12 protein-coding genes are annotated in these 13,680 nt (G+C 46.5%); 4 read left to right on the forward strand and 8 right to left on the reverse strand.

Annotated elements, in window-relative coordinates:
* Positions 1 to 3 precede the first annotated feature (3 nt).
* The 6 genes from WC593_12360 to WC593_12385 all read right to left on the reverse strand — a co-directional run bounded on the left by WC593_12360 (position 4) and on the right by WC593_12385 (position 6,484).
* Positions 4 to 2,166, reverse strand: a complete 2,163-nt coding sequence (locus WC593_12360; GenBank protein ID MFA4825936.1) for an ATP-dependent DNA helicase — start codon at positions 2,164 to 2,166, stop codon at positions 4 to 6.
* A gap of 154 nt (positions 2,167 to 2,320) precedes the next feature.
* Positions 2,321 to 2,866 carry a KH domain-containing protein gene (locus tag WC593_12365; GenBank protein ID MFA4825937.1) on the reverse strand — a complete coding sequence of 182 codons (546 nt, stop codon included), beginning with the start codon at positions 2,864 to 2,866 and terminating at the stop codon, positions 2,321 to 2,323.
* A gap of 76 nt (positions 2,867 to 2,942) precedes the next feature.
* On the reverse strand, positions 2,943 to 3,719 hold the full coding sequence (locus tag WC593_12370) for a serine protein kinase RIO (protein MFA4825938.1): 777 nt from the start codon (positions 3,717 to 3,719) through the stop codon (positions 2,943 to 2,945).
* A 30-nt stretch (positions 3,720 to 3,749) separates the two neighbouring features.
* A complete protein-coding gene (locus WC593_12375; GenBank protein ID MFA4825939.1) occupies positions 3,750 to 4,691 on the reverse strand; it encodes a tyrosine--tRNA ligase in 942 nt (313 codons plus the stop codon).
* Positions 4,692 to 4,716: 25 nt separating this feature from the next.
* Positions 4,717 to 5,748, reverse strand: a complete 1,032-nt coding sequence (locus WC593_12380) for a type II glyceraldehyde-3-phosphate dehydrogenase (protein ID MFA4825940.1) — start codon at positions 5,746 to 5,748, stop codon at positions 4,717 to 4,719.
* A 241-nt stretch (positions 5,749 to 5,989) separates the two neighbouring features.
* The gene (locus WC593_12385; protein ID MFA4825941.1) at positions 5,990 to 6,484 is read right to left on the reverse strand and encodes a DUF367 family protein; all 495 of its coding nucleotides are present in this window, start codon (positions 6,482 to 6,484) and stop codon (positions 5,990 to 5,992) included.
* A gap of 30 nt (positions 6,485 to 6,514) precedes the next feature.
* On the opposite strand from WC593_12385, the gene WC593_12390 reads away from it, so the two are divergent.
* From WC593_12390 to WC593_12405, 4 genes are all read left to right on the forward strand, one after another.
* On the forward strand, positions 6,515 to 7,372 hold the full coding sequence (locus tag WC593_12390; protein ID MFA4825942.1) for a nucleoside 2-deoxyribosyltransferase: 858 nt from the start codon (positions 6,515 to 6,517) through the stop codon (positions 7,370 to 7,372).
* A 125-nt stretch (positions 7,373 to 7,497) separates the two neighbouring features.
* Complete coding sequence (locus WC593_12395; GenBank protein ID MFA4825943.1) at positions 7,498 to 9,030, forward strand: glycosyltransferase family 39 protein; 1,533 nt, start codon at positions 7,498 to 7,500, stop codon at positions 9,028 to 9,030.
* 20 nt (positions 9,031 to 9,050) lie between these two features.
* Entirely contained in the window at positions 9,051 to 10,160 is a 1,110-nt protein-coding gene (locus WC593_12400; protein MFA4825944.1) for a glycosyltransferase family 2 protein, read from the forward strand.
* Between the two features lie 110 nt (positions 10,161 to 10,270).
* Positions 10,271 to 11,602, forward strand: coding sequence for a hypothetical protein (locus tag WC593_12405; protein ID MFA4825945.1), 1,332 nt, complete (start codon positions 10,271 to 10,273; stop codon positions 11,600 to 11,602).
* 110 nt (positions 11,603 to 11,712) lie between these two features.
* On the opposite strand, the gene wecB is transcribed toward WC593_12405, so the two are convergent.
* Together wecB and WC593_12415 are read right to left on the reverse strand one after the other, a co-directional pair.
* On the reverse strand, positions 11,713 to 12,804 hold the full coding sequence (gene wecB / locus WC593_12410) for a UDP-N-acetylglucosamine 2-epimerase (non-hydrolyzing) (protein MFA4825946.1): 1,092 nt from the start codon (positions 12,802 to 12,804) through the stop codon (positions 11,713 to 11,715).
* Positions 12,805 to 12,909: 105 nt separating this feature from the next.
* Positions 12,910 to 13,641 carry a glycosyltransferase gene (locus WC593_12415; protein ID MFA4825947.1) on the reverse strand — a complete coding sequence of 244 codons (732 nt, stop codon included), beginning with the start codon at positions 13,639 to 13,641 and terminating at the stop codon, positions 12,910 to 12,912.
* Between the last annotated feature and the right edge of the window lie 39 nt (positions 13,642 to 13,680).

Here is a 13,680-nt window from a genome sequence, read left to right on the forward strand (position 1 = left end):
TGATCACCCGAATTTTGAGAGTGTTGACTGTCCACGTACAGCACCTCCATCCATTTCTCCCGGTGCAACACGCCTGGATTTACCTAGTTGCGTAAAAAGCTGTTCTGCAATTCCCCGCCCAAGAATCTTTGTCACGTTCTCAATCCCAGCAGCATCCAGAGCCTCCGGTGAAGGTATGCTATTATTGAAGAGACGTCGTGCACGGATGCGCCCGATCCCGCGCAGTTTCACGAGGGGTAGCAGTTCACGCCGGATCCCGTTTTTCATGCAGATCTCATATTCTCTGATCTTCGGGTGGACAGAGGGTGCAAACATTCTTGCCAGTTCAACAGTAGCGTGCAGCAGCCAGTTCACGCTTTCTACCATACCGTAGAGATCACCAGGCCCCACGGAATACCGCTCGCAGATCTTTGCATCAGGAAGTTCATCCGCCCAGTCTGAAAGGAGCATGGCAGTCTTAAGTGTCCGGTAATAGGGTTCAGCCTCCTCATCATCCAGCGGGAATTCAAGCCAGAGTTCACCGGCATGTGCCTCCGTCATGCGATCAAGTGCGGGAATATCGGTGTTTCTGGCATAGAGCTTTGGCATATCGGGAGTACTGCAGATAACCTGGAGAACCCCGAGATCTGCGTAATCAGCGTTTTTCCGGAGTGCACCGACAATAAGCGCGGCGCTGCGGGGATCGATATACAACCGGGAGACCATTCCGCCGAATTCTGTGGCTCCAAGATGTTCTCCCACCTCCACAACCATTTCTGATGACACGAGAAAGACAAGAGCCGCATCTACTGCTTTCTTCATAAGCCGGCCTTGCCGATGTTCATGGACGTAAAAAGTGCGGTCCATAAATTCGGCAAGTTCCACTCTCGTGGCGGCAAAACCCGATGCAATAAGGGACAGCACATGGGTATAGAGTGCATTAGGTTCAGCAATTTTGGAATGGATCTTTTCTGCAGGCGCATCGATATACCGATCGAAGAGCTCTTCGATCTGCCCTTCATCCTTTGCAATCAGCACTGCCTCTCCGTACGGATCGAGTCGTGGGCGGCCAGCCCTCCCTGCCATCTGGTGGTATTCACTGGCCGGAATAGGCTGCATCCCCTCACCGGCAGAAAATCGCAGGAAATCCCGGATGATCACCCGACGTGCAGGGAGGTTAAGACCCGCAGCTAGGGTTGGTGTGGAGGAGATACTTTTGATCAGGCCTTTCCGGAACCCCTCTTCCACAATCGAACGTTCGGGGCGGCTCAATCCGGCATGATGGAAGGCAGCGCCTTTTGCCACACAGGCTGCCAGTGTTTTGACCATCTCTGTCTCAGCACTTTTACTGAGCTTTTCTGCATAGGCAGCAAGTGCGGCTTCTTCACTTTTTATTGCACCGGCAGCCCGTTTTGCGAAAGCCTCAGCATTACGGCGGGAAGAGACGAAGACAAGACACTGCCCGCCCTCTTCGATGGTATCAAGGCAGAGGTTGAGGTCATCAAAATTCTTTGAGATCTGTTTTACTGCGCGTTCCCTGTCCTTGAAATGGATGCGGTTGTTGCAGAAGACCCCTTGACGCAGATCGACCGGGCGCCAGTCGCTGGTGACCAGTTCGGCATCCAACCAGTCGGCAAGTGTTTTTGGATTACCGATTGTGGCAGAAAGCCCGATAACCTGCATAGCGGGATTGCGGGACCGCATTTTAGCGATCACCACTTCAAGCGTTGGTCCCCTGCTATCAGAGTCAATCAGGTGAACCTCATCCACAACAAGCAGAGTGATATCGCTGATCCAGCGTGCGCTGTTGCGGAGAAGGGAATCCACCTTCTCGCTTGTAGCAACGATAATATCATTTTTTCCCAGCAGATCATCGCGCCGGTCAAGATCCCCCGTTGATATACCGACTCGGACACCTTTGTTGCCGAATTCATCATATTTCTCGCTTGCGAGTGCTTTTAAGGGGACAATATAAAGGCATTTTCCACCATGAGCGATATGGTAGTGCATCGCCATCTCGGCAATCAGGGTCTTTCCGCTTGCAGTAGGGATCGCAACGAGCAGGTTTTTTCCTGCAAGGATGCCGCGCTCCACACATTCAGCCTGGGGGGGATAGAGCTCAGAAATACCTGCCTGTGTGTATTGCTGTTTAAGGCTTGCCGGAATCGGAAGTTCATGGATCAGCATGTCAAATCCCTAAACCTAAACCCCTTTAATTCCACTGAAATAATCACGTATTTTAGATATTTTAAAAAATTAAGTCTTTTTTCCGTAGTTATTCTCCAGTGGAAAATCAGCAAAAACATAAATATTGTTGCAGGATTTTCTGTTATTACAACGCTCAATAATAATAACTGATCATATCCTGTTTTGCCTCTTTCTTTTTCCGGTCAAGGAAGGCAAAGACGTTCTCATGAGGCACACCCTCAATTAGCATATCAACAGCAGCACGGGCGGTTTTGAGCTGCTCGGGATATCCTATCAGGGCTACGGTCTTACCAAATACCGATATCTCCACATCGGTCATATCTTCGATCTGTTCCCGTGCTCTTCCATCTTTGCCAATAATTCGGCCCCTAAGCCGATCTAACTGGCGTGGCCCTTCCGCCATTCCCGACAGATCGATGACTTCAAGCAATAGATCTTCGTCCTCGATCATCTCAAATGCCCGTTCCGGGGAGAACCCGCAGTTGATGGCATTGATGATCTCGACAGCCCGGAGAACGGAGATCGTGTGCTCTTCGGTACCTTCAACTTTTACAATCCCCTCTTTGCTGTCTATGGTAATGGTGGCGTGGGTTTTGGCCTCGAGCTCTCTCTTGGTTGCGCCGCCCTTTCCAATGAGGACACCCACCCTGCTTCCGGCAATTTTGACTTCCTGCATCATGTTTGTTTCACCTTGGTTTTGTTATAATTTCAATTGCATAACGTTGCGACACTCATCCATTGGCAGTCAACAGTTATCATGGTTCGGCAGCATTCAGTCCGGTGACTGCATTAAACAGGTCAACATCCTTACGAACATCACATCGGTTTTTAAAATACCGGTTGATATTACGAATGTCTCGCATTAAAAACTGGAGTGCACGAGGATGATCGCGAGTGACCGATTGCCCCATATCTATGAAATAGGGTTTGTCACCGTATAAAATATTGAACTCGCTGAGATCTGCATGCACCAGCTCCGCTTTGTTGTACAGGATATCGATGGTGCTGACAATTGTCTCATAAATCTCTGCAGGATCTTCCATTGTGACATTCCTCAGTTGTGGGTAAGCAATCTCACCTTCCCCTAAAAACGACATAATCAGGATATTCCTGTCCCATACAAGTGGTTCAGGGACAGCAACACCCGCATCCCTCGCCCTTACCAGGTTTGAAAATTCCTTTCTGGTCCATGCAAAGATGAGATCTTTTTTTGCTTTTTTTACGTGTGAAAACCTGCGGTCACCAGTGACATAGGAACTCATTGTGGTAAAATTCGCTGTGCGGATCCGGTAGATCTTAATGGCGATTGCTGTATCATCCCGCTCGCCGTAAAATACATTTGCCTCTTTCCCGGTGCTGATCGATCCACCGATTACCGATAACCATTTTTTATGTACAAGTTTATAGAGTGCCAGGAGAGTGACCTCGTCAAAGACATCCTCCCGCACTTTGAACATGTTTGCATCCTTGATACGGATACCCATTTCTTCGAGGCGCTGATCGAACTTATCCTCTTTTTTATCCAGATCCACAGTTGATCACAGTCCTGATTTTTGGGACTATTATTTGATATAGTCCCGTACGGGTGCAAGGATTTCGATAAGGGATTCGCCACATGTTTTCTTGAGATCCATCGGGTGCACTTCACCTTTGCCATAGGCAGTTTCCAGATCCATGTAACCTGAAAACGTCCGGTCTCCCCCGAATTTTTCCAGCCGTTTAATGGTGATCTCGGAAAGGCGCGGGAAGATGTGGTGCTGGAAGATCTGGAGCACCGGGTTCTCAGGAATTTCCGGTGGACAGAATGCCTTCTGGCACTTCTTTTTTATCTCCTCTTCCGTGTCTGCAACAGAGATATAATTTCCCTGTGAAGAGGACATCTTCTTTCCATCGATCCCATTCAGGATTGGCGTGTGTATGCAGACAGGTGCAGCGTAGCCGAAGTTGACCAGGTGCTCTCGTGCAAGCATGTGGATTTTACGCTGATCAATACCACCTACTGCTGCATCTGCGCCAAGCATCGCGATATCGGCCATCTGCATGATAGGATAGATCATCTGGGATACGGTGGGATGATCCATCTGCCGCCCCACTTCATCCATACTGCGTGTTGCACGGTTGAGGGTGATCTGCTGCGAGAGCTGGAGCACAAGCAGCTCGTAGTCCCGGTTGAGCTGAAGATCAGATCCCAGCACGTACTGGATATTTTTTAATCCGAGCCCTTCGAAACAGCGGCGGTTATAATCGGCAAGTTCCCGCACTTTCTCCATGGTCCCTTTGCGGTTTAAGAATGCATGCACATCAGCAAGCAGTACAACAACTTCAAATCCGGCTGCCTGGAGATCCACGAGTTTGTTGACCGTAACCAGGTGGCCAAGATGGATCTCGCCACTGGGTTCGTATCCTGCATAGACCTTTTTTGTGGGTTTGTTAAGTAGCGAACGGAGATCGTCTTCTGTTACGATCTCGACTGTGTTGCGGGTAACCCGTTCGTACGCGTCCATTGAAAAGAATGGGTGATAAAGGGTGTTAATGGTTGTTCTGGATCGGAATAAACCCGAGCGCATCGTTGGTTGTTTTTATTGACGCTGCAGCATCTTTCTGCCCGCCCATCATCGCGCGGATTGCATCGATGTTCTCAACTACGACATCTGCCTCCTGGTGGATTGCCTGGAAGAAGCAGAGATCGGTTTTGTTTGCGTAGATCGATTCTTCAAAGATGCAGTTCTCGTACAGGTCGGAACGTGGTCTTCCCAGATCCATTGCAAACTCCTTGAGCTCTGCAGTGCTCCTGATCCCCGCAGTCTTTTTAATCAGGCCCATTCTGGGATGGTTTTTAACCAGTTCTATGACCCGATCTCTCGATACCTCTTTTTTTGTGGTAATCCGGATCGCATGCATGTGCATCATCGTGGTTGGCACGATCATAGCCATGGTAACAATCGAAATATGGGGAAGCACTGACAGAACATCCGGGCCGTGGTGGCTGGGAACACTTACGGGATCCAGAACAATCGCATCGATCGGTCCTTTTTTGATCTCACCGGGGTCGGAACCGCGGCGAACCATGATCGCGTGTACGTGAGCGACACCGTATTCTTTATCAATTGCATGGATAATCCGGCAGAGCCCTGTTGTATTACAAGAGACGACTCTGACAAACTGCCTGCCGATTGCATCCTTGTAGTTGCAGGATGAATTGAACGAGAATCCGGCAATCTCATGCTCTTCTCCACCCTGCCAGAGTGCCTTTTTACCTAGTTTCTCGTAAAGGGGCTTGTTCGTTGCCCCGACATCCCCTGGTGTTGCATCGACGATGATGTCAGCGGCTTTACACATATCTTCGACGGACCCTGCAACAGTAAGGCCGGCTTTTTCAAAAGCAGCTTTCTTGGAGAGATCGGCAATATAGAGAGGATATCCCCGTTGTTTTGCAACAAAGGCCTCGGCGTTGGGGCGGGTCTTTGAGACACCGATCACTTTCATATCCTTCTGGGCAGCGACCGCATCGGCAACACGCTTGCCGATTGTACCATAACCGTTGATGGCAACCTTGATCATACAATCCTACTTGACGCTGGTACAGAAAAAACTATGCGGAACGTTTCGCGGCCAATCTGAAATTTACCACGAAAACAAATCAATCACTGATTTTACCCAATAATTCAAAAACGGTCCTCTTGCAAACCCCTTGCAACACTCGCTTATGGTGCCCATATTGTTGTAAGGGGCATTGTATAATGATCTCAAACTGAGGAATTCAAAAAAATGAAAAATCCTTTTTATCATACCCATCTGTCGTTCAGTCTATGTAGAGCGCCTGAATTTTGACCACTTCTGTGCTATCCTTGGCATTTGCATAGAGATCAAGCGGCTCTTGGTTCACTTCTATGAAACGGATTCCCCAGTTCACCTTTGAGAGAACGGTTGCAGCCCGATCTTTCTCTCCAAGAATATATAATGTTGCAGCGAGGGCCTCGATCGAGGAAAGCACGCAGGGTTTGCCGAAGTTGACGGGATTTGCCGCCATCAGGAATGGTAGTGCCCTGCGGATGCGCCATGAACGGACAGAGCCTGTATCCAGCACCACCCACGAACAGTCGAGTACAGTGATAGATCTCACGAACCTGTCTGCAGGAGAGAGTGCCTGTTCAGCAGTGGGATCGAGCAGGAGGGTGTTTCGCGGGATCTGGGATATTTTGGTAAATATTTTTAAAAATCCCGCCTTTTCAAGTTTTTTGACCGTGCACTTACGGGGATCACAGCTGTTGTCCCGGTAGGCATACAGGGGTATCATTGATCATCCATGCGTGCACACACTGTATCAATGTACGTGCTCTGCAGCCCTTGCATTCTCCATCCGGAACTCCGGGCTACGGGTATTACAAAGAACTCGGACCTCGCATTGTTCGAACAAGCAATCGCACGCTGCAAAACCTTTGATATTGAACTGGTGCCGCTTCCCTGTCCGGAGACGTTATACCTCGGTTCTGACAGGAAACCCGGGACATTTCTTGAACGGTTGAACACACCGGCATTTTCCAACCTGATGGATACGCTTGAACAACAAGTGCGGGACATCATTGATGATCGCGGTCTGCCCCTCTGCATTCTTGGTGTCAACTCCTCTCCGACATGCGGAGTGACCAGTACCTATTATGGGAGTGAGGATCAACAACCCCCAAAACGAATGGGACGGGGGGTGTTTCTTGCTCGGTTTCCCGATATCTGCGCAATAGACGTGGCAACATTTGCAAGGTACCGGATATATCTTGCCGCCCCTCTTTTCTCTGAAGCTGAACGCACCTATAATATTTCTTTAGCGGTATTGCTGAGGAAACATCTGTTTGAAGTCATCCTTCCCCAGGAAGCGGGTGATGACACAGATACAAGGATGAAACGGGAGCAGGCGCGGATCTTCATTAAAAACAAAGCAGATCTCGACAAAGCAGATCTCGTTGTTGCAGTTATCGATGGGGCAGATGCGGATTCCGGTACTGCATGGGAGATGGGGTATGCGTATGCACACAACAAACCGGTGATTGCGGTTCGCACGGATTTCCGCAGGGCTGGCTTACACGAACAGGTAAACCTGATGCTTGAAGAATCTGCAAAGGTCGTCTCCACAACCACAGACTTACTGGAATCCGTCAAATCCCCGCTTATAGGCAAAAGCGATCTCTGAATTTTCCAGATACCTAATCACTTTAAAGCAGATATCACAAACATCTCGTTAGCGGAATGCTCTCTGAATAGAACAGAGATGCAACAATCTATATCCGAATATTTACGAAATAGTACCTGATTGTAATGGCAAAGAAACGCGAGGATCGGGGAAAAGAAAAAAAACCGGGTGGAGATAATGAATGTAATCTTGACGGGGATTACATCTCCCCGATCCGGTCGTTTCGGGATATCAATATTGAAAATGTCAAATCGGTTATCACTCACAGCCGTTACGTAGAGTCTCTTGTCGTATTAACCGTCATTGGTTTTTTCCTCCGGTTTTATAATCTGGGATTCAATTCACTGTGGCTTGATGAAGCATCGACGAACACGTTTGCTGTTATGTCAGTTTCCGGCATCTGGCAGGCAACTGCTGGAGGGGAGTTTAATCCACCTCTGTTTTACTGGCTGGAACATTTTATGCTGGTGTTTGGTAATAACGAGTTAATTCTCAGGTTTATCCCAGCTCTCCTTGGGGTACTGACCATCCCGCTGATCTATTTTGCTGGAAAAGAATTCATGGATCGCAATGTCGGAATTATTGCCGCAGCAGCGTTTGCATTTTCACCATTCCTGATCTTCTATTCACAGGAGGCCCGGGCATATTCAATGATGCTCTTTTTTGTGGCATTTGCACTGGTCTTTTATTTCAAAGCCCTCAAAACGAATGACCTGAAAAACTGGGCCCTTTTTGGCATACTCTCCGCGCTTGCGTTCTGGTCTCACTTCTATTCGTTTGTCATTATTGCCTCACTTATCCTCTATGCACTTTTCCTTCAGATCGGAAATTTCCAGAAAAATCTACAAAATCTCAAAATGATTGCTGTATCCATTGTTTTGTTTGTCGTTCTCTGTTTCCCTCTCATTCTGCTGGCGATCCAACTTTTCGCATCCCGGACATCCACCGCACCGGCTTTCGGGATCCAGGGTCTGGGAATCATCAGTGAAACGTTCAAACAGTTATCCGGCTTTTCTGATATCTCGATGGTTTTCCTCCTCATCCTCTTTATAATCGGTATTATCCAGGCATTTCTCACCGATAAAAACAAAGGAATCTTTTTAGTGGCACTCACCATTCTTACCTTTGTCATCAGCTTCATTCTTTCCTACAAAATGCCGATGGTTCCCCGCTACCTGATCTTTTTTAACACTGTTTTTTTTATCGGTGTTGCTATATCGTACAAAATGTTCTACCGTATTATAAACAACCGCGGGGTTGTGTATGGATTCATGGCTGTGCTCGTCCTGATCAGCGTCACTACACCATTTTTCATGAGTTATTATTCCGGATACTCAAAAGAGGACTGGAGAGGTTTTTCCGGCCAAATTCAGCAGATGACTAAACCCGGCGATCTTGTTGTTGTAGTACCGGGCTATGTTTCCCAACCACTCAATTATTATTATTCAAATGCATCAGATCAGACGTTCGAGTTTGGTGTCTCTACTGCAAGAGATCTTGATGCGATTAATGCAGGTAAAGGTAATAATTCCGCGTACTTCGTTGTCACCGGAGATATCAGTGCGGCAAATCCTGACGGCGATGCGATTGCATGGTTAAAAGAGAACACAAAACCTCTCGGGCAGAACACCGGAATCTATCTTTTTGTCTCAGCGTAACTGCCCCCATGTGAATCGCCATGTATGACCTTACGGTAATCATCCCAACCTATAAAGAAGAGGCAAATATCCGGAATATCGTCACTGAAGTAGATGCGGTTTTCAGGCAGAACAATCTCAATGGGGAGATCCTTGTCGTTGATGATAATTCTCCTGATAGGACGATCTCAATTGTTAATGAAATTAAAAAAACAAAACCGAACGTAAATATTCTCGTTCGTCTGGCAGATCACGGACTCTCACAATCCGTGGCGGATGGATTTGTTCACGCATCATCGGATATACTAATCGTAATAGATGCAGATCTTTCACATCCCCCCGCACACATTCCCGTTATGTACCATGAGATCCTGGCAGGAAATGATATTGTCATCGGGAGCAGGTACATGGAAGGAGGCGGGATAAAAAAATGGCCTCTCAAACGCCGGGTAATCTCGCTCGGAGCAACGTTTTTAGGAAGACTGCTTTTCCCCGATGTCTCGGATCCGGTAAGTGGTTTTTTTGCAGTCCGAAAAAGTGTTGTGGAAAAAGCACCCCTGAAACCCCGGGGCTATAAAATCCTGCTTGAAGTGCTTGGTAAGGGAACCTGGGAAATGGACAAGGAAATTCCTTTTGAATTTGTTGATCGGGAGATCGGTTCGAGCAAGCTAAAACTCAAAACTATTATTGAGTATGCTCAGCAGGTTATCGATATAACGCTCTTTTCTTTTTTGCATCACCAGAGTGCGGCTTGGAGGGAGTGGAAACGGGTTTTTAAGTTCGGGCTTGTTGGGATTTCTGGCATTATTGTCAACCAGGGGATCCTCATTTTCCTTAAGGAATTTGCCGGATTTCCCCTTCCAGTTGCCAGTTTGTTCGCAATCGAATTTGCGATACTGAATAATTTTTTGTGGAACGATCTCTGGACATTCAAATCTGGCGGACAACCGCAAAAAATATCCAGCAGGTGGCACAGACTTATCTCATTCCAGATTGTTTCTGCCGGAGGAGCGGTCATAAATTTTGGAATTCTTAACGTCTTAGCATATATGATGGGAATTGATTACAGGATTGCAAACATCATCGGAATACTGGTTGGATTTGTCTGGAACTTCCTTATTAACAGGAGAATGACCTGGACAAGGAAATAATTAAATATTGATTTTTCATGTGTTTATTATCAAGACAATTTCCGAGAGTATTTCTGGGATGGCTACAAACACGCATCTTCAATAATTAATGATTAACGGAGATTTTCAGTATGGGAAAAAAAAATAAATTTGACGTTTCACTCCCCGAAAAAAGGGTAAAAAAGGGGGAGGGCACGTTGTGTTTTCTGAATGTTGAGTTTAAAAATGTAGATCTTCGGACCGTCAAGCGCCATCTGCTGATTTTATTCCTTGTCTCACTCTTGACAAAATTCATTGTCATATTTGCAACAACCTCGATATTTCACTCCTTTATTGATCTTTTCGACATAGGGTTTTATTTTGAGCATGCGATAAAGTTGGTTCAGGGCCAGCTGCCCTATATTAATTACAACTTTGATTACCCCATCCTGATTTTTGTTCCCATCACAATAGCCCTCATACCGGCACTACTACTCCAGAATGCGATGGCATTCGTTTATTCATTTCAGATCCTGATGGTGCTTTGCGACATTGTCACAATCCTCTGTATTTATTTTATTGGTCTCAGATTATGGAATGAAAAGACCGCCTTTTGTGCCGGCCTGATCTTTGCAACAGCGTTTTCAACCGCATATTTTGTACTGACAAAATATGATGCGTTCCCCACCTGTCTCCTCATGTTGGCTGTCCTATTTACGGTTTATAATATGAATACGAGAGGATACCTCTTCACAGCGCTAGGCTTTTTTGCAAAAATATTCCCGGTCATCGCAATGCCGTTTTTTGTCTTGTATAATGCAAAAACCCGTTCTCTTAAAGCAGAAATCATGTCCGCAGGAAAAATTTTCCTCGTATTGTGTGTCATTTTAATTCTCCCGCTTGCAATTATCAACCCGAATGTAATTCAGTCCTACATTTTTGCAACAGGCGGGGGTCTTGGAATTTACGTAAATACTGCCACATACACGTTATATGCCAACCTCAACGAGGTCCTTCATCTGGGTATTTCGTCAGGTCTGGTATCCCTGTTCATGTATGGGGTAATGGCTGTTGCACTCCTCCTTCTGCTGTATATTTCCTACATCAGTGAAGAGAGGGAGCCAAAAACACTGCTTAAAGTTCTGTTATGTGCAATATTTTCGCTCGTATTTTTCACGAAATTTCACAGCCCCCAATACCTTGTCTGGTTTACACCGCTTCTTGCCCTGCTTGTTGCTGATGATCTGGTAAAAATTATATTATTCTACGTCACCCAGGTCTTTGCGTATATTGAATTTCCCCTGATGTTCGGAAAATATTATGCCAATCTTAATTATACTAACCCTGCGGGTTCTGCAGAATGGTATCTGACATTGTTGTTCTTCACGCTTCAATACCTGGCCCTCCTCCTGTTGATGTACGTAATTATCCGCCCCCCCGATGGAATTATAAAAAAAATCAGGGCAATAATATCGGGTAATTAAATTTTCAATATTACTTTGTGAAATTGTATAGCTAGAAAAAAATCCGGGAGGGAACCAATCTCCATCCCCAAACGATCTGTTGATAAATATTTCACGATTTTTGTTTTTTATTACGAATTTATTAGATCAACGATGCGATCGCCCGCTTTTCCATCGCCGAAAGGATTTTTCCAGGAGCGCGGCCTATCCAGCATTATCTCTGCTGCATTTATAATAGACCGTGGTTCAATTCCGGCAATAATGTTTGCCCCCACATCGACCGTTTCCGGACGCTCAGTAGAGTCTCGGATGGTCACACAGGGAACTTTGAGAATGCAGGTCTCTTCCTGGACACCGCCGGAATCGGTCAGGGCGAGGCGGGCATTCGATTCAAGTTGAATAAATTCCAGAAACCCTCGCGGTTTAATCATCTGGAATCCCTTGAGTTTTAGCCCGAAGGACTTGATCATTTTTTCTGTACGGGGGTGAACCGGGAATACAAGCGGCAAGCCGGAAGACTCGTGAATCCGGGCAAGTCCTTCAAGAATTCCTTTGAATCGTTTCTTACTGTCAACGTTTTCCTGACGGTGAAGTGTGACAAGGAAATAGCCATCAGTAACAAGTCCCAGCTCATGGACCACATCTGATCTATCTCTTGAGAGTGCCAGATTTTCAAGAACCGCATCAACTATCGTATTTCCGGTAACAGAGATTTTCTGCTTTGCAATTCCCTCATTCAGGAGATTTTGCTTGGCAACAACGGTTGGTGCAAAGAGATAGTCTGACAGATGGTCTGCAACAACACGGTTCACTTCTTCTGGCATGGTCCGATCAAAACTGCGTAATCCTGCCTCTACATGTCCCACTTTTACTGGTAAAGATCGATCCCCACGCACATAACATTTGGATGCAGCGAGGGTTCCGGCGAGGACCGTGTTGGTGTCTCCCTGCACGAGCACCACCTCCGGTTTTTCTTTCTGAAGGATCCTCTCGATGCCGGTCATGATAAGACCCGTCTGCTCCGCATGGCTTTTTGAACCGATATCGAGATTAAAATCAGGGGTGGGAAGGCTGAGTTCCTCAAAGAAGACCCGGTCCATCTCATAAGTATAGTGCTGTCCGGTGTGGAGGACAAAGAACTCCACGCCCTTTTTCTGGCACGAGCGGATAATCGGCGACATCTTGATGATTTCAGGTCGGGTACCAAGAACGATCGCAAACATGTTACATGGTATTTTTCCCGGAGTCAGATATAGGTGATGTGTAACCGACCCGGTCTTTTATTTTATTTTATCAAGTAAAAAGGATGAAAAAACTAAAAACAGGGATTAATTCCACTTCATGTGGAGATACTTTGTTTTAAAAATCCTGCAGAGTAGCAGGATATAATTTTTTATCTCTTTTTTTACATTGATTTTTGAATCTCCATACTTTCTTTTCAGGAGCGGGACGGGAACTTCCACTACTTTTTTCCCGCTGATTAGGAGCTTTGAGATAATCTCGGCGTTGATCTCAAAATTCCTGCTCGAGATTTTCATCCCCGCGAGTGTGCTGCGCCGGTAAAGGCGGAATATCGGGCTTACGCAGGTAATATCACTCCAAAGGAGCATGCGGTATAGGAAGTTCACGGATTTGCTCATCAACAGCCGGAAAGGTGTTACTTCCTCCATGAGTCCTTTTTCGAGATAAGGTGAACCGGATATGCAGTCCGCATCAGTTTCACGGTATTTTTCTATGAGTTTCAAGACATCGACCGGGCGGAAAGTCAGATCGGCATCCATTGTTATGATAAGGTCGCCATGGCTGGATCCGATCCCCGTTTGTATCGCCGTCCCCATTCCGCTGTTTTTCTGGTGTATAAGCACTTTTACATCTGACCTGTTGCGAGCAATCAGCCTGATTTGTTCAACGGTGTCGTCCTTACTGCCATCATCAATAAAAACAAACTCAAATCTCTCACCGGTCTTTTCTGCAATATCATCAATTATCGGAAAAAGATCCGTATTGTAGTGGATAACGTTCTCCCGCTCGTTGTATAGGGGAAATATAATAGATATCATGGGGGCTCTGTACAATTTTGCACGTGCAGAACATAAAAG

Source organism: Methanoregula sp., assembly GCA_041645435.1.
Lineage (GTDB): Archaea > Halobacteriota > Methanomicrobia > Methanomicrobiales > Methanospirillaceae > Methanoregula.